Annotated in this window: 14 protein-coding genes, 1 tRNA gene and 1 riboswitch; of the genes, 3 read left to right on the forward strand and 12 right to left on the reverse strand. The window is 68.2% G+C overall.

Going from position 1 to position 16,866, the window contains the following annotated elements; genetic code table 11:
* Positions 1-22 precede the first annotated feature (22 nt).
* Together ACYR7D_RS19355 and ACYR7D_RS19360 are read right to left on the reverse strand one after the other, a co-directional pair.
* Positions 23-94 (reverse strand) — tRNA-Arg (locus ACYR7D_RS19355).
* 278 nt (positions 95-372) lie between these two features.
* Entirely contained in the window at positions 373-1,107 is a 735-nt protein-coding gene (locus ACYR7D_RS19360) for a DUF7873 family protein (RefSeq protein WP_459545937.1), read from the reverse strand.
* Positions 1,108-1,352: 245 nt separating this feature from the next.
* On the opposite strand from ACYR7D_RS19360, the gene ACYR7D_RS19365 reads away from it, so the two are divergent.
* On the forward strand, positions 1,353-2,057 hold the full coding sequence (locus ACYR7D_RS19365; RefSeq protein ID WP_459545938.1) for a hypothetical protein: 705 nt from the start codon (positions 1,353-1,355) through the stop codon (positions 2,055-2,057).
* Between the two features lie 145 nt (positions 2,058-2,202).
* On the opposite strand, the gene ACYR7D_RS19370 is transcribed toward ACYR7D_RS19365, so the two are convergent.
* The 10 genes from ACYR7D_RS19370 to ACYR7D_RS19415 form a co-directional block, all read right to left on the reverse strand.
* Positions 2,203-3,363 (reverse strand): lipase family protein, encoded by a 1,161-nt coding sequence (locus tag ACYR7D_RS19370; protein ID WP_459550215.1) that lies wholly within the window; start codon positions 3,361-3,363, stop codon positions 2,203-2,205.
* Between the two features lie 361 nt (positions 3,364-3,724).
* Entirely contained in the window at positions 3,725-4,462 is a 738-nt protein-coding gene (locus tag ACYR7D_RS19375) for a nuclear transport factor 2 family protein (RefSeq protein WP_459545939.1), read from the reverse strand.
* A 217-nt stretch (positions 4,463-4,679) separates the two neighbouring features.
* Positions 4,680-5,303 carry a TetR/AcrR family transcriptional regulator gene (locus tag ACYR7D_RS19380; RefSeq protein ID WP_459545940.1) on the reverse strand — a complete coding sequence of 208 codons (624 nt, stop codon included), beginning with the start codon at positions 5,301-5,303 and terminating at the stop codon, positions 4,680-4,682.
* Between the two features lie 145 nt (positions 5,304-5,448).
* Positions 5,449-6,459, reverse strand: coding sequence for an ABC transporter substrate-binding protein (locus ACYR7D_RS19385; protein ID WP_459545941.1), 1,011 nt, complete (start codon positions 6,457-6,459; stop codon positions 5,449-5,451).
* Positions 6,459-7,229 carry an ABC transporter ATP-binding protein gene (locus ACYR7D_RS19390; RefSeq protein WP_459545942.1) on the reverse strand — a complete coding sequence of 257 codons (771 nt, stop codon included), beginning with the start codon at positions 7,227-7,229 and terminating at the stop codon, positions 6,459-6,461. Before ACYR7D_RS19390 ends, ACYR7D_RS19385 begins: the two co-directional genes overlap by 1 nt.
* Positions 7,229-8,281, reverse strand: a complete 1,053-nt coding sequence (locus ACYR7D_RS19395; RefSeq protein ID WP_459545943.1) for a FecCD family ABC transporter permease — start codon at positions 8,279-8,281, stop codon at positions 7,229-7,231. The genes ACYR7D_RS19390 and ACYR7D_RS19395 overlap by 1 nt, the downstream gene beginning before the upstream one ends.
* Positions 8,282-8,390: 109 nt before the next feature.
* Positions 8,391-8,608, reverse strand: a riboswitch (cobalamin riboswitch).
* 350 nt (positions 8,609-8,958) lie between these two features.
* Positions 8,959-9,669 (reverse strand): YwaF family protein, encoded by a 711-nt coding sequence (locus ACYR7D_RS19400; RefSeq protein WP_459545944.1) that lies wholly within the window; start codon positions 9,667-9,669, stop codon positions 8,959-8,961.
* Positions 9,670-9,680: 11 nt separating this feature from the next.
* Positions 9,681-11,138, reverse strand: coding sequence for a phosphatase PAP2 family protein (locus tag ACYR7D_RS19405; RefSeq protein ID WP_459550216.1), 1,458 nt, complete (start codon positions 11,136-11,138; stop codon positions 9,681-9,683).
* Positions 11,139-11,349: 211 nt separating this feature from the next.
* A complete protein-coding gene (locus tag ACYR7D_RS19410; RefSeq protein ID WP_459545945.1) occupies positions 11,350-12,447 on the reverse strand; it encodes a YihY/virulence factor BrkB family protein in 1,098 nt (365 codons plus the stop codon).
* A 292-nt stretch (positions 12,448-12,739) separates the two neighbouring features.
* Positions 12,740-13,939, reverse strand: a complete 1,200-nt coding sequence (locus ACYR7D_RS19415; RefSeq protein ID WP_459545946.1) for an acyl-CoA dehydrogenase family protein — start codon at positions 13,937-13,939, stop codon at positions 12,740-12,742.
* Between the two features lie 154 nt (positions 13,940-14,093).
* On the opposite strand from ACYR7D_RS19415, the gene ACYR7D_RS19420 reads away from it, so the two are divergent.
* Together ACYR7D_RS19420 and ACYR7D_RS19425 are read left to right on the forward strand one after the other, a co-directional pair.
* Entirely contained in the window at positions 14,094-14,981 is an 888-nt protein-coding gene (locus ACYR7D_RS19420) for a helix-turn-helix domain-containing protein (protein ID WP_459545947.1), read from the forward strand.
* A 272-nt stretch (positions 14,982-15,253) separates the two neighbouring features.
* Positions 15,254-16,861 carry an ABC transporter substrate-binding protein gene (locus ACYR7D_RS19425; protein ID WP_459545948.1) on the forward strand — a complete coding sequence of 536 codons (1,608 nt, stop codon included), beginning with the start codon at positions 15,254-15,256 and terminating at the stop codon, positions 16,859-16,861.
* Positions 16,862-16,866 lie beyond the last annotated feature (5 nt).

Genomic DNA, 16,866 nt, shown 5'->3' on the forward strand with positions numbered 1-16,866 from the left:
TACCCTTCCCGGCCCCTTCTGTTCAACGAGTGGGATTCGAACCCACTACCGTCGGATCCGGAATCCGATGCTCTACCAGATGAGCTATCGTCTGCCCCACCGGTGATCACCGAGTGGCGAGTGTGTGTCATGGTGAGTGCCCCCGCGCGTTGCCTTTACGCCACAGCGGCAGGGAGAGCCGCCGCCGGGAATCGAACCCGGATGACAGGGAGGTATCGCAGCACACCCGCATATCGTGCGATCGATGGAGTTGTGAGCTTGGAGCAAGAATCTGAACGTGAGGGCAGGCCCTGGCAGCGCCTGTCCGTATCAGTGTGAACTTGAATTTCAGTTTGTGCTCCATCCCCCCGGAGGGGGAGTCTGTGTTCCCGGCTAACCGAACAGGTAGCCGAGTATGGCCCGGCCCGCCTCGACATCCGATACGGGCGTCGAATTCGCCGTCTCCCGTGCGATACGCACGGCGTCGATCAGCTTACCGAGACGCTCCGCGAGATCACCGACTTCCTTCGCGGGAAGCGCGCCGGAAAACTTCGTGGTGGTCCACCGGCCCACCACGACATCCTCGTAATACACCTCCACCTGCGCCGGGTGCTTATCGGTGGCCGGGGCCAGCACGTGGTTGCGCGGGACCTTCTTGGTCCGCACGGTCTGCGACGGCTGGGTGGCGTAGCAGTCGCTGACCTCGTCGAACGACCACGACTCGGCCGGATCGAGGGTGGGCAGCTTGGCGACGAATCGCTTCAGTTCGCTCAGTTGCTTCTCCAGGAAGAGGAGGTAGGTGACCGGCAGGTCACGGGCAATGGTGACACCGTCGACCGTCAGGTCGGCCTTCGCCGAGCAGTTGGCGGTATCCTTCGTCGCGGTCACATCGAACAACCGCGTCAGGGTCCGCTTCACCTCGGCGATCACCTCACGCGCGCGCACCTGGACCCGCTTCGACTCCGCCGGCAGCTCTTCGCCCATATCGTCCAGCGGCCGGTATGTGCGCGAAATACCCGCCAGCAACTCGGCTTTGCCCACCCGCTGGTAAGCGGCGGCCACATCCGCGTTCGCTTGCGATTTCACGCCCTTCTCGATGGCGATGAGCTGATTCAGCTTGGTGGACACGGGTTTTCCCTCCTTCGGCCACTGTGTCGCGGCCGAAGTCACCGTAACCGGGCGCTGTCGCGACCGCCACCGATATTTCGTCCCCGCTCCCGGGCGGTGCCGGGATCGCCGGCGCCCGGGCTCATCGGCGCGGGTGCGGCGCGCAGCGGTATCTCCCGGCTCGGGACCGGTTCGCTCCTCTGTCCGTGGCGGCGCGGAGCCCGTACGCTGAGCCGGCAAGCACGGGTCGGTGTGGGAGGAATGCGTTGGGTCGCACAGAGCAGCGGGAAGAACGAGACGCTTCGCCGGAGAACCGCGAAGCCGTCCGCAACAACATCAAGAAGGAACTCGGTATCCCCCACACTTTCGACGGTGCCGCACCGGACGATTTCGCGGCGTGGCTGTCCCGGACCGAGAACATGATGGAGATCGTCCCTCGGCAGAACCGGCGACCGTTCGATATCACCGATACCAACGGGGTCACCGATGTGGTGGGGGAGGCGTACATGCTGCGCCGGCTCGCGGAACTCCGTAAGGAACTGCAGGTCGGGCTGAGGAATGCCACGGCCCGCCGGGAACTCGGCGAGATTCGGCATGTGGCCGATTCGGCGATCCACGACCCGGTGGCGAGACAGATGGTCGCGGATCAGATCCAGCGTGCGCAGGAAGTGGTGGCGAAGGCATCGGTGACCGAGGATGCGCGGGATACCGCTCTGGAGATCGAATTGCGGAAGGTGGCCCAGGATTTGAAGGAACGCCGCTCGACGATGCGCTGGTCGCGGCTCCAGCGGGAACCGCTGGCGGTCCTCATCGGTGCCTTCCTGCTGGTCGTGTTCAGCGTTGTGATGGTGATCGCGATGTTCACGCACACGGTGGTTCCGGAGGTCGTGGTGAATATGATCCTGCTGATCCTCGGGTTCTTCTTCGGGCACTCGGCCGCGGGCGGGCGGGGCGGCCGAGCGGGGAACTGAACCCGCTCGGGCGCGTGACCGGCCGGCGACGAATCAGCCGGCCGGACGGAACCCGGCGCCCACACGGCCGATCACCGGTGGGTGCCGGGCCGACTCGGGGCGACCGGGCGCACGCGACCCGGTCGCCTCGGGAGATGCCGGTTCGTCAGCAGGCCACGGGTGCCGGCTCGCCGCGCACTCGGCCCTCGAGCCATCCGAGCATCGCGGGAGCACCGGCAACCGCCGCGGTCAGATGTTCGAACGCGGGAACCTTCAGCGTCTGCAGGCGCACCCCGGCCGCGCACCAGCGACGGTTGGTGTTATCGATCGCGGCGATCGGCACCAGCGGGTCGTCCGGCGAATGCCATTCGAATATCGGCATTTCCGGAACACCGGGGTAGAGCTCCACGCTGTTCTCCTCCACCACGGCCCAGGCATCGGGCTGTTCGAAGACCGAAGGTCCCGTAGCGAACTCGTGAGCGCTGCCACCGGCGCCGACGGCGAGGATATCGTTGGTGCAGAGGTTGGCCATCGAGTCCCGGAGCGCGCGGCCGCGCTCATTGAGATTCCCGCTGATCCGTACCCGGTCGGGATACTCCCGTTCCAGGCCGATCGCCGCCGCCATCGCCAATCCGAAAGCCGGGTGGGGGTTGTGGCCCAGGCCCCGCGCCATCGCCACCAGGTTCATCGGGGCTCCGCCGATGGCCGCGCCCGCGAGCCGCAATTCGGGGGCGTAGGACGGCTGCAGCGCGGCCGCCCATGCCGTGGCGAGTCCACCACCGGAGTAGCCGGCCAGTACCGACGGGCTGTCCGCCAGGCCGAGTTCGGGTACCCGTTTCAGGGCCCGGACGCTGTCCAGCGTGATCTGGCCGCCCAGGCGTCCGGCTCCGAGGGCGAAATGCGGGCCCAGATGATCCGGTAGCGTTACGCTCCACCCCCGCTGCAGCAGCGCGCCCAGTACCGGCATGATCGTCGCCAGATTCACATCGGCGCCGTAGAGCCGGTGCGAGACCGCGCAGTCGGTACCGAGTGAGTTGATGAAGTGCTGGTACGACAGTAGTGGGGCGCCGGGGCGATGGTTCGCGGGGGTGGCGATCGTGGTGGTCGCCGCGATCGGTGCGCCCCGCGAATCGGTGGAGCGGAACTTGACCAGCCGGACCGTGGCGCCGGGGAAGACCGCCACCGGTGGCAGGGGCCGTACGCCGAGCACGTCACCGGGCCGGTGCGCCGCCAGGTCGGCCGGAGCGGCGTAGAACGGGTCCGGATCAGGGCGCGGATATATCGGGTCGGCAGCTGCCGTCGTGGTCATCAGCAGCGTGCATGCCATACCGCCGAGCGCGCCCAGAAAACGCAGAAAAGGACGAGTCACGATCTTGACCTCCAGGGAGTAGTTCGCCGCAATCGCCAGTTCGCAGCTGTAACAGATCGCTCGGGTCAGCAAACTATCACGACAGAACGGGGTGATCTCGTATTGAACGGAAATGCCCGTTCGCATGCGTAATGCGGCGAGTTACCGCTTCTCCTCCGGAGGGGTGGTGACAGATGGCTACTTTACAGCTATCCATCGTGTGACCGGCCGATGCCGGTCCGGTGGACGGCCGCCGCCGCTCCGGCCCCGGGCGGGTCGCGGCGGTATCCGCCGGCCGCTGGGTGAGGCCACCTCGATCGCCGCCCGTGCGGGGCCGGTCTCAGCGGCCGTCGCCTCGTATCCGCGCCGCGACCGCGGGGAGGCGGGAGGCGGCGAAGAGTGCTTTGAACTGCCAGCTGTCGTCTCGGGGCAGTACCCCGGAACGTTGGGTGACATCGAGGGCGTCGTAGAGGGTTTCGCCTTCCTCGAGAAGACCGTGTTCGTCGAAGTGGTAACGGTCGACGGCGGGGCATTGGATGAAGCGGCCGGTGCCGTAGAGCGTGGGGCCGCTGCCGTCATAGGGGTAGAGGCGCAGTGGGCCACTCCAGTGTCCGCTGCCGATGTAGCGGATCACGGTGCGTACCTTGTGGTCCGGGGTCACATCGATGTAGATCTGACCGGGCAGGGGGTCGTAGCGCCAGTCCGGGATGGCGTCGAAGAAGGCCATGTTGTAGGTGACGAAGTCGTCGATCCCGACGATGGTGCGGCCGAAAGTCGTAACGTCGGTGTAGCGCATATCGGGTGCGTAGAGCTCGTGGTTGTAGCTCATATCGCGGTCGATCCAGCTCCACCAGTACTTCTTGGCCCAGTCCAGTAGCCAGGTCAGGTCCACGTCCAGCTTGCTGTAGAAATCGAGCTTGCGTTCGAAATCGTCGAACCATGCCCGAGTGGTGGCCTGCAGTTCGTGTTCGGGGATCGCGCGTACCGGGGTGCCCCGATTGGCCGTCAGGAATTCCGGTACCGGCCGGGCGAGTCGCGGTGTGCGCAGGGCCTGCTGGAATTTTTCCTCGGTGAACATCGCGGTCCTCTCTGGAGAAGGAGCGGCCTCGCCGGCGCGTACGCGAGCGTGGCCGGTGCCGGCGCGAGGGGATGGTCTGTTGTGGGCGCGGCGAAACGGCAACGTGAAACGTATGATTCATGTTGAATCACGTGATGTCAATGTGTTCCGCCGGATTGGTGACCGGTTCGCAGGCGGGTGGTCGGCCGGGGCGCGGGCCTCGGGCCGGACCGCGAAGTCATTGCCCGAGAGCCAGGCCCAACAGGGATACGACGATGGTGACCGCGCGATCGACGAGTTGATCCCGGTCGATGACCAGATGGCCGTCGGCCCATTCCAGGTAGACCGCGGTCAACGCACCGGCCAGAGCCGTGCCCATGACGACGAGGGTGTCGTCGCTGCTGGTGAACAGGTCGTCCGCCCCGTCGCCGAGGAGGGGGGCCAGCGCCCGGACGGCCGCCGGGGTGCGCTGGGTGATGTGTCGGCGCAACGTATCGTCGGCCAGCGGCTCGCGCAACAACACTCGCGCTCGCCGGGGATCCTCGTCGAAGAAATCGGCGCAGGTTTGCAGACCGGTCCGAATGGCCGAATGCGGATCCGGTCCGGGATCGATAGCCGAGAGTCGTTCGCGCAGACCGCCCTCGACCCGATCGTAGACCGCCGCGAGGAGTTCCTCGCGGCTACCGAAACTCTCGTAGAAGTAGCGCGGACTCAGATTCGCCTGTCGTGTCACCGCGCGCATGGTCACCGCGGCGGCACCCCCGGCGCCGAGGAGGTCGAACGCGCACTCGAGAAGTTGCTCGCGTCGTTCACCGGACCGGTCCCGCAGTGTCTGGCCGCGCCACAGTTTGGGAGCGGTCACCGCCGCATCCCCGGATAGGCCCCGGCTCGATTCGTCGCCACGCGCCGATTTTAGATGAATCGGGTGATTCCTCTCGGCGCGGCCGGTTGCCCGGTCGTTCGAGATCCGGCTCCACCGGTGCCGGGGCGGACGGAAACCGGCTCGCTCAATATCCTCTGGACCGGAGGAAATCCGCCACGGTGACGACCGCCTGCGGATTACGTGGGCTTTCGACCAGCGCGGCATAGGGCAACGCGAGAATGTTGCCGGCGCGGACGGCCGTCGTACCGGCCATCAGCGGATGGTGGCGCAACTGCTCGATCTTCGCCCGGACCGAGTTCTCCGGGCCGGCGCCGTAGTCGACGATCACGATCACCTGGGGGTCGCGCTGTGCCGCGGCCTCCCACGAGGCCGTGGTCCACGAGTCGTTCAGATCGTCGAAGATATTGGCGCCGCCGGCCTCCCGGATGATCTGCGACGGTGCGGCGGTGCGGCCCGAGGTGAACGGTTCCGGTGTCGCACTGTCGAACAGGAAGACCCGGGCCGGTTCCCGTCCGTCCGGCGCGCTGTCCGCGGCTCCGGCGACCTGTTCACGATAGTGGGACACGAGTTCGTCCGCCTTCTCGCGCACCCCGAAGATCTCACCGAGGTTGGTCAGGTCCGTGTACAGGGCGTCGAGCGGTTCCATCACCCCGCGACGCTTCGTCCCGGGCTGTCGGCATGCCTCGGTCAGCTGGTACGGCACGGCGCCGATCGAGCGCACCCAGTCCGGGGTGAGACCCGTGGACTCCTTGAACCCGTAGTTCCAGCCGGCGAAGACGAAATCGGGAGCGGCGGCCTGGACGACCTCCCGGGTGAAGGCATCCCCGAGCGTCGGTACACGTTCGAAATCGGTCTGCCACGGTGAGGTGGCGATATCGCGTTCCTTCCCGGGGTAACTGGTATAGCCCACCATCCGGTCGGCCAGGCCGAGGGCGAACATCATCTCGGTGATCCCGGTGTCGTTGGTGACCACTCGCTCGGGCACACCGTCGACGGTGAGCGGAGCATCGCAGTTGGTGACCGTCACCGACGCACCGGCCGCGTTCGCCGGGGCCTGCTGTACCTCGGCACCGCACGCTGTCGTGCCGAGCACACACGCGACAGCGAGTACCGGTAGCAGCGGAAAAGATCGCATCAGCGTTCCTTCTGGTCGAAAATGATCTGCGGGACACCCAGCCGCGGGTGCTCGACGATATGGCCGCCGATCGAGAACCAGCGGGCGATCACCTCCGCGGTGATCACCTCGTGCGGGCTGCCCGAACACACCAGCCGGCCCGCGTGCAGGACGAAGATCCGGTCGCAGTGCTGGGCGGCCAGATTGAGGTCGTGCAGCGCCGCGACCACGGTGATGCCCAGATCTCGCGCCGCGGCGAGAACGCTGTACTGGTGGTGGACATCGAGATGATTGGTCGGTTCGTCCAGGACGAGTACCCGCGGTTGCTGGGCCAGCGCCCGCGCGATCAGGACCCGCTGGCGTTCACCGCCCGACAGCGACAGGAAGCCGCGTGTGGCGAGATGACCGATATCGGCCGTCGCCATCGCCGCGGCGCAGATCTCCCGATCGCGCCGGCGTGTGCCGCGCAGCAGCGCGGTATGCGGCAGGCGTCCGGTGGCGACCACCTCGGCGGCGGTGTAATCGAAAGGTGTGCTCGTATCCTGGGTGAGCGCGGCCACCCGACGGGCGTTCTCCCGCATGCTGATCGCCGCGATATCCGTACCGTCGACCAGGACCCGGCCGGTTGTCGGTGCCAATGCCCGGTAGAGACAGCGCAGCAGGGTGGACTTCCCGCTGCCGTTCGGTCCCACGATGCCGATGAACCGGCCCGGTTCGGCGGCCAGGGTCACCGACTCGACAACCGCCGTCCCGTCGAACTCGACCGTGACGTTCTCGTAGTCGACCCGCATCAGCCGTACTCCACCAGCGCACCACGGCGGCGCATCAACAGCACGAAAACAGGCACCCCCACCGCGGCGGTGATCGCGCCCAGGGGAAGCTCCTGCGGCGGTACGAGCGTCCGCGAGACCAGATCCGCGGTCACCAGGAACACCGCACCCAGCAGCGGTGCGACGAGAACGAGTCGCCGGTGACCGGCCCCCACCAGCATTCTGGCGATATGCGGTACCACCAGGCCGACGAAACCGATCGCCCCGCAGACCGCGACGAAACAGCCCGTCATGGCGGCGGAGACCACGAACAGCACGATCCGGAACCGGGCGGCGTTCAGACCGAGCGCGGCACCGGCCTCGTCCCCCATCGACAGTGCGTCGAGGTGCCGCGCGGATACGGCGAGCACCGTCAGCCCGAGCGCGGCCACCGCGGCGACCAGGGGCACCATCTGCCAGCTCGCTCCCGCCAGACTCCCGAGCAGCCAGAACATCACGGAACGGGCGGCGTCTCCGTGCGGGGCCGTGAACACCAGCACCGTGGTCGTCGCGGAGAAGCCGTAACCGATGGCGGTGCCGGTGAGTACCAGCCGTAGCGGTACCAGCCCGGAGGCCGAACGTGCCATCAGATAGACGAGCACCGTGGCGCCCAGCGCCCCGGCGAAGGCCGCGGTCGACAGCGCGTAGACACCGAGCGTGCCGAAGACCCCGAACAGTACGACCGCGGTGGCGCCCACCGAGGCACCCGAGGAGATCCCGAGGACGTAAGGGTCGGCGAGTGCGTTACGAACCATGGCCTGAACCAGCAGTCCCACTCCGGCGAGACCGGCTCCGACCAGGGCCGCCAGCAGTACGCGAGGCAACCGCGAGTCGACGACGATCCGGTAGTCGGCGATATCGGCGGTGACCACCGTCGCGCCGGTGAGCTCGGCCCACAGGAACCAGACCGTGTTCCGCCAGGGGATGGGGGCCGCACCCAGCGCCAGAGCGAGCACACAGACCACCACCAGCGCCGTGATCGAGCCGAGGACCGGTACGGCGACGGGCAGCCGGCGCCTCTCGACGGTTCTCATCGGTACAGCTCTACCCGCACCGTCCCATATCGAATGTCCACCGGACAGATGAGCACCACACGACCCATATCTCGTCAACCGTTCCCTCGGAGTCGACAGAGGCCGCGCCGTCGGCGCGGCCGCGCGGGCAGGTCTTCGGGCTCGTGGACAGGACACCGGAATCTCCGGTCTCGCCTACTGGCGGTCGCTTCCCGGGCCGTGGGCCCAGTGCTGATGACCGCGGTCGTTTCCACATACCGCTGCGGGGCAGCTCCGGATTCCCACCGGATTCCCTCTTACGAGCCGCCTGTCCGGAGACGGGCGGCAACCAGCGCACGGTCACAGTAGCATTCCGGTGGTTCGCGAGGTGTTGCCGTCGCGGGCTCGCCGGATGCGCGGTGGCCCTGATGGGGGCGGCGACGGGCCTGTGGCCGGCCGGCGGCAGTGTGACGACGGTGTTCCCGAATACGTCGCGTTTCCACGACGAATGTGGCGACAGTTCCCGGGCCGCGCTCGGTGAACGCCGGTTCGTGGCCGCTCTCCGCCGCGGCCGCGCGATGGGTTCGGATGCCGCTGTGGCGTACGCTCTCCGGGAAGGGGCGATCGCCGCGTCCGGATCGCGGCATGGATCGTCGGTCGGGAGCGAACCGATCGCGATCCGGTGGACGCCTCGGCGCCGGAGTGCGCGGCGGTATCTCCTACCGGCGGTTGTCCGAGGAGGAACCGGCTCGGACCCAAGGCCAGGTCATCACCGCCCATACGATGAGCAACAGGACAGCCACGGTGCCCAGGTACCAGGGCCATGGTCCGAGGACGTCGAGCAGCGACGGGGTCGCGGGTTTCCGGTTGACGAAACCGTAGTTGGTGCCGGCGAATGAATTGACGGCGAAAGTGACCGTCACCCACGCGATCGTCGCCGCCACCGCGAACCGGTAGCTACGCCAGTCCGGGCGCATTCCCACACCCCAGGTCAGATAGATCGCCGCCCAGACCACGAGCAGATGGATCGCCCAGAAGGCCAGGAATTCGTAGTGCGGGAAGTCCGGGCTCTCCAACGCCGGGGACAGGAGCGCCTGCGTGCTGAGGGTGAGGCACCAGTAGTAGGTCAGCGCGTATGCCCAGCGCCGGTGTGACCACAGCGCGTAGCCGGCGACCAGAGTCGCGAGATCGGTCAAGCGCAGTGGGATCGAGCGCTCGACCGTCGGCGGGAATGCTGTGGCGAGGTAGATCACCGCGTACAGCACCAGGGTCACCGCACCGAACGCCCGGCCGAAGTGGCGTACGGTGCGAGTGTCACGCTGTCTTCGTCCGATCAGGACCACCATCACCGCCCCCGTCGCGAACACGGCGAGCACGATCCAGTGCGACAGCCCGTATGCGGAGAATTCCTTCGCCGTCGGTGGCTCCACGCCTGGCTACTCTAGCGATGCCCCGGAGCGATCGGCACGGGCCGGACGACCCACCAGGCGACCGTGGTCCATGTGGAGGCCAGTAGGAGCGAGCCGAGCAGGTCGGTGGGGTGATGCGCCCCGGTGTAGAGCCGCTGCGCCGCTACCAGGAGGGGGATCAGGAGCAGCGCGGCGGCGAGGATCCGGTACCGCCGGCGGTGCGTGGTGAACCACAGGAGTGCGGCGGTGCCGGTGTAGAGGGTCAGCGCGGCGGCGAGGTGGCCGGAAGGGAAACTCGCGGTCGGGGGGAGGCCGGGGTCGAGAGGGGGGACCCGGGGGCGGTCGCGGTCGACGATCGCGGCGACGGTGAGGAACAGCGTGATCTCTCCCAGCAGCGCGATACCGAGGAACACCACCGGCCGCCGGTTCCGGAGTACCGCCACCGCGAGCGCGGCGATGATCAGGGCGGCGGTGATGACGGCGAGAGTGTTGCCGAGTTCGCCGAACACGTCGAGGGCAGCGGCGAGCGTGGGGTCCCGGTGCTCGGCCAGTGCCGCCACGACGCCGTGATCCCACCGGGCGACCGGGTTCCCGGGTGCGAGGTCGCGTACCAGCGTGCCGATGCCGGTGAGCAGTCCGGCGAGCAGCGCCCACGCCACCGCGAGTTCACCGAGGCCGCGCCACGGGTGGGGCATCGTGGGCGTGTGCCGCATCGGAACCGGCCGTAAATCGTCCTTTTCGTCCGGCGCCACCTCACCCGGCAGCGGGCCGGTGCCGGTGCGGCCGGCGTCGCCACGCCAGCGGTGGAAGGCGACGGTGACCGCGGTGAGCCACAACGATCCGAGCAACCAGCCGGCGAGGACGTCGGTGAGGTAGTGCACGCCCAGTGCTATCCGGCTGAGCCCGACAGCCGCTACGAGCAGGACGGCGCACCCCGTCACCACACGTCGGGTGCCGGTGCGCAGCGCGGGTGCGAAAACCAGCAGCACAATGCCGTAGCACACCAGTGAACCCATGGCGTGCCCGCTGGGGAAGCTCCACCCGTCCGTCCGGTAGACGGGGGTTTCCACCACCGGTCGTAGTCGGGCGACGAGCTCTTTGACGACCGGGTTGAGGATGAGCCCGCCCACGCCGGTGAGCACCACATATCCGGCGAGCCGGGGGAGACGACGCAGCAGTAGCCAGAGCGCCCCGACGGCGAGCATCCCGGCCAGCGTGACGGTCGCGCCGAGAGCGGTGACGGTGGTGAGGACATCGCGCAGTAGCGGGTGCGTGGCAACCAGGGCGGTCGTGTGATCGGCGACCGCTTGGTCCGCGCTCTGCAACGGCTCCCACCGTGCCCGGACCAGTGCTGTGAGCACACCGAAGCCGAGACCGGCGGCCACCGTTGCCAGCAGCGCCGCGGTACTGCGTACGGCGAAGCGTTCCGCGGCCACGACCGCACGACCGCGGTCGGCGCTCGTCCCGGCTTCGCCGTCGCGCTGGTCCACAGACAAATGCACTACCTCCTGCGATCGTGCGGTACCCGGCCCGCACAGTGGGTTTTCGCGACGGCCCACCGGGATCTCCGATGCGCCTACCGCTGGTGCCGGCGAGCCGACTCGGCCGCGGTCGGTGGGAGCCGGCTCGGATCCGGACCCGTCGATATCGGTGACTTCGCCGCGCCGGACGGATTTTCGTCCGGCGCGGCGGAGGTGCGCGCTACGCGCGCCGAACGGATCGCGCGGCTCGGACCGCTTCCTTTTCCGTGTCGTCGAGTTTGCGGGTATCACGCGGTTCGGCGAAAGGCCGCACATCCTCGGGTAATCCCCCGGCGATGGCCTTACCGTGGTCGAGTTCGGCGTTGATCTCTGCCCCGAGCAGCAGCGCGATATTGGTCAGCCACAACCACACGAGGAAGATCACGATGCCCGCCAGGGATCCGTAGGTTTCGTCGTAGGAGGAGAAGTTGGCGATGTAGACGGCGAACAGCACGGAAATGATCAGCCAGATGACCACGGCGACGACCCCGCCGGGGCTGATCCACTTCACTCCGCCCTGCTGGGCGTTCGGGCCGGCCCAGAACAGGATGGCGAGCAGCACCGACAGGAGTACGAACAGCACCGGCCATTTGGTGATGTTCCAGACCGTCACCACGGTGTTCCCGACACCGAGGACGTCGCCGAGTTGCTGGGCGACCGGCCCGCTCGCCACCACGATGACGGCACCGGCCACCAGGATGATCACCGCGACGAGGGTGACCCCGAGCCGGATGGGGGTGGTCTTCCAGATGGGCCGCCCTTCCCCGATGCCGTAGACGACGTTCGAGGCCCGCATGAAGGCCGCGACATAGCCCGACGCCGACCACAGCGCGATACCGAGACCGAGAATCGCGGTCAGCCCCGCACCCTGCTTCCCGGCTTGGGCCTGAGCGATGAGGGTGTGGACCAACTCGGCGCTCGAGCCCGGTGCGATCTGTTGCGCCTGGTTCCCGAGCTCGTCGGCAGCGGCCGGACCCAGCAGCCCGAGCAGTGCGAACAGGAGGATGAGGCCCGGCACGATCGAGAGCATCGCGTAATAGGTGAGTGCGGCGGCCAGGTCGGTCAGATTATCGCGCCGGAACTCCTGGGCCGCGCGTTTCACCACGGCCAGCAACGAGGGTGTGGACAGTTCGGCCGGGCCGGTCGGCTCGTCCGGATCGAGGTCGGGCCGGGCCCCCGCGGCGGTCGCCGGGCCGCGCGGCGCACCGCCGTCCGGCGTGCCGGTCGAATCGCCGGTTGCGCCCTGGTGCCCGTCCGGTTCACCGCGATCTGTAGCCATATCGGTTCCTCGCTCGTACGCGTCTCTCGGCTCATACGCGGGTGCCGATACTCCCGCGCTGCACGAGTGGTGCCCGCCGCGGTGGCGTCGAAACACCCGCACCCCTACGAGCCGGATGCCCGCCCGGCCGCTGCGGGACACCGGTATCGTGACGCCGTCGTGGTGCACCGTGAAAAGCTGTTCCCTATCGGTTTCGGCAGGCATGCGTCCATGATCGAAGGTTGACCCTGGGTCAGGGTCAACCTCGGGAACATCCTCCGCGCGGTTGCCGGGCCGGCGCCGGGTGCGGGAGTCAGCGTGCGGCGCGGCGGGCGGCTCCGACGGTGCGTTTCGCGATGGCCCAGCGGTGCACCTCGGAGGGGCCGTCGTAGATGCGGAAGGGCCGGACCTCGCGGGAGAGCCGGGCCAACGGCAGATCCTCGGAGACACCCAGGCCCCCACAGAGCTGGACACTGCGGTCGACCACCCGGAAAACGGCCTCGGCGGCGAAGGTTTTCGCGATCGAGGTCGCGTTACCGGCCTGTTCGCCGCTGTCCAGTTCCCAGCAGGCCCGTACCAGCAGTGCGCGGGTCGCGGCGATATCGACCTCGTTGTCCGCCACCATCTGTTGTGCCAGGCCGAGATTGCCGATGACCGAGCCGAAGCCCTCGCGTTCGGCGATATGGGCGACGGCCACATCGTGCGCGCGCCGGCATGCCCCCAGCCAGCGCATCACATGCGTCATCCGGGCAGGTCCCAACCGCACCTGAGCGTATTCGAAACCGCGATCGACGGCGCCGAGGACCGCCTCGTCGGGGACGAACACGTCCTCGAAGAAGACCTCGCAGTGGCCGCCGATCATGGAGCGATCCAGGGTGTCGATATGCCGGCCCACGCGCAGGCCGGGGGTGTCGGCCGGCGCCAGGAACATGGTGGCTCCGCCGCGCGTACCGGGTTCACCGGAGGTGCGGGCCATGATGATGAAGAAGCTGGCGCCGTCCGCCCCGGTGATGAAGTGTTTGTGTCCGTTGATGCGCCACCCGCCGTCGACCTTCGTGGCGCGCGTGGCCAACGCCGCCGGATCGGAGCCCGCGCCCGGGGCGGGTTCGGTCATCGCGAACGCCGAGCGTATCTCGCCGCGGGCCAGGGGTTCCAGGTAGCGGGCCTTCTGCTCCGGATCGGCGATATGGGCGAGCATATGTACGTTGCCCTCGTCGGGTGCGGCGATATTCAGCGCGGTCGGGCCGAAGAGCGAGTACCCGGCCTCTTCGAAGACGGGTGCGCGGTCCGACATCGACAGCCCGTGCCCGCCGTATTCGACCGGAGCATGCGGGGCGAAGACCCCGGCCGCGCGAGCCTGCTCCTGCAGGGTGACCCGGATCCGGTCGCCGCCGGCCGCGGCGATATCGCCGCGGTGCTCGTCCTCGACCGGCAGTACCGTCTCCCGGATGAAATCGCGGGTGCGGTCGACGAGAGTGCGGACTTCGGGGGAATAGGTGAGATCGATCGGCATCGCGGTCCTCCTGGCTTGGGGTGGATCGCCGAGCCAACCGAGCGATCGCTCCGAGTGAACGTTCTCATCGCGGGTGGAGATATGTCAAAACCGTAGTCCATCGGGGAGCCATGCTGCGAGAATCGTATCGAAGTTTTCGGATATTCTGAACACCATGACCGGTCCCGCCGCGCCCCTACCGCCCCACGAGGCCGTCCGGGCGGCTCGCCGCGCCCGCGGCCTGTCGCTGCGTGAGCTCGCCCGCCGGATCGGGGTGAGCCCGGCGACCCTCAGCGCCGTCGAGAACGGGCGTACCCGCCTATCGGTCGACCGGCTCAACCAGCTGGCCGGGGCGCTCGGCGTACCGGTGCACCACCTGCTGGGCGTCGTACCCGCCGCGCCGTCACTCGCACCCCTGCCGGCCGTGGCGGAGAACACCCCCGGCAGCTGGCGGGAATTCGGACCGCTCGCCTCCGACCCCGTCCTGACCGCCGCTATCGCCCTGTTCGTGGAGATCGGCTACCACGGCACCACCGTGCGCGCGCTGGCCCGGCGCGCGGGGACGAGTGTGCCCGGTATCTACCATCACTACCGCGACAAACAGGAAGTTCTGGTGCGGATACTGGATCTCACCATGGACGATCTGCACTGGCGGGTCCGCGCCGCCCGGGCCGAGGGGCGTGACGCTGTCGAGCGGGTCCGCGCGATGGTGGAGGCATTGGCCCTGTTCCACACCCACCGCCGGGAGCTGGGATTCATCGGCGCCAGCGAAATGCGCAGTCTGCGGCCCGCCGACCGCACCCGGATCGCCGGGTCGCGCAGGGCGTTACAGCAGTTGCTGGACGAGGAGATCGTCGCCGCATGCGGGAGCGGACGTGCCCGCACCCCGCATCCCCGTGCCGCCGGGCGGGCGATCGCCACCATGTGCACGGGTATCGCGCAGTGGTACCGCGCCGACGGTGCGACGACGGCCGAGGAGATCGCCGCCCGATACGGGCGGTTCGCCCTCGATATGCTCGGTGTGGCACCGGTCCCGGCCGCGGTCGGGACCGTCCGGCGCTAGACCACGCCGGTACGCGGAGCCCGTCCCGCCCGCGCACCGGTCCGCGGTATCGGGCCGGCGCGGTCACCTCGGTACGGGTCGTTCGGTTCGAGAAGTGTTGCGGCGAAAGCCGTTCCGTGTGACGTCGGCGTATTGGATTCAGCGTGATCGAGACCGGCGACGACGGGTGAACGCCTCCATAGTGTCGTTCCTACCACCGGGGCCTGCCACTGGCCGGGCCCGGCCCGACGATGCCGTGACCGGCCACCGGCACGGTGCGATCCGGAGAACCGATGAGAAAACGCGTAGCCCTGTTCGGGGTATTCGCCGTGACGTTCGCCCTCACGGCGTGCGGGAACCAAGGACCGTCGAACGGTGCCGCCGGGCCACCACAGCCCGGCGGTACCCTGCGATACGGCCTGTCCCAAGCGCCGACCTGCTCCGATCCGGCGCAGGCGGCTACCAATCAGACCATCTATGTGGCGCGTCAGATCGTCGATTCGCTGACCGACCAGGACCCGGCAACCGGTGCGATCCGGCCCTGGCTGGCCGAACGGTGGGAGGTGAGCCCCGACGCCCGGACCTTCACCTTCCACCTGCGGCCGGGAGTGACCTTCAGCGACGGTAGTCCGCTCACCGCGGAGTCGGTACGCGATACCTTCGACTCGGTGGTGCATACCGTCGGCGCAGTGAAGGCGCCACTGGCATCGACCTACCTGGCCAACTACCTCGAAACCCGGGTGGTGGACCCGCTCACCGCGGTCGTGCGGTTCAGCGCGCCCAATGCGCAGTTCCTGCAGGCGACCTCTACTCCGCAACTGGGGATCCTCGGCGCGCGCACCACCGCACAGCCGGCCGAGCAGCGCTGCCTCGGTGAGACGATCGGCAGCGGCCCGTTCACCTATGCCGAATACCGCCAGGGCGATAAGGCCACCCTGGCCAGACGAACCGGTTACCACTGGGGCTCAGCGGTATTCGCTCATCAGGGTGAGGCCTACCTGGAGCGGATCGAGTTCACCGTCATCCCGGAATCAGGGGTCCGTACCGGCAGCCTGGTCTCGGGTCAGCTCGACGCGGTCAGCGACGCACTACCCCAGGACGCGCCGCAGATCGAGGCGTCGGGCGGACGGGTGGCGACGGTCTCCAACCCGGGTATCCCTTTCGGATTGCAGCCGAACACCACCCGGGGACCGCTGCGCGACCGGGCGGTGCGTACGGCGCTGCTGTCCGCGATCGATCGGCAGGAACTCGTCGACACCGTGCTGGGTCCGCAGTTCCGTCCGGCCACCAGCACGCTCGCCCACACCACTCCCGGCTACGTCGACCTCTCCGGCGAGCTGGGGTTCGATCTCGACTCCGCGAAATATGCGCTGGATCGGGCAGGCTGGGTACCCGGCGCGGACGGTATCCGGGTGAAAAACGGCGAACGGCTGGCCTTCGGAGTGCTCTTCACACAGGTATTCGCGGGTAATCAAGCGATCCTGGAACTGCTGCAGCAACAGTTCCGGGCGGCCGGGGTCGAACTGCGGCTCGAACCGGTGAGCCACGCGGAGTACACGGCTCGGCAGAACGCCTACGATTTCGACGCGGTCTACTACAACAGCACCCGTGCCGACGGCGACATCCTACGGATGGGTTTCGGCCTCGACGGCCGTAATCTCAATGCCCGCGGCCCCGTTCCCGCGTTGGACACGGTATTGGCGGCCCAGCTGGCCGAAACCGATACCGCCGCCCGCGCGCGCCTGATCGGGGAGGCACAGCGGCTACTGCTCGCCGAGGGACTGTGGCTCCCCACCGTGGAGCTCTCCCAGGCCATCGGGGTTTCGGGGACCGTCCAGGGTCCAACCTTCGAGGCATCGGCGCGGCTGCAGTTCTACGACACCTGGCTGAGCGGCCGGTGACGCCG

It is taken from the genome of Nocardia sp. X0981 (assembly GCF_977089955.1).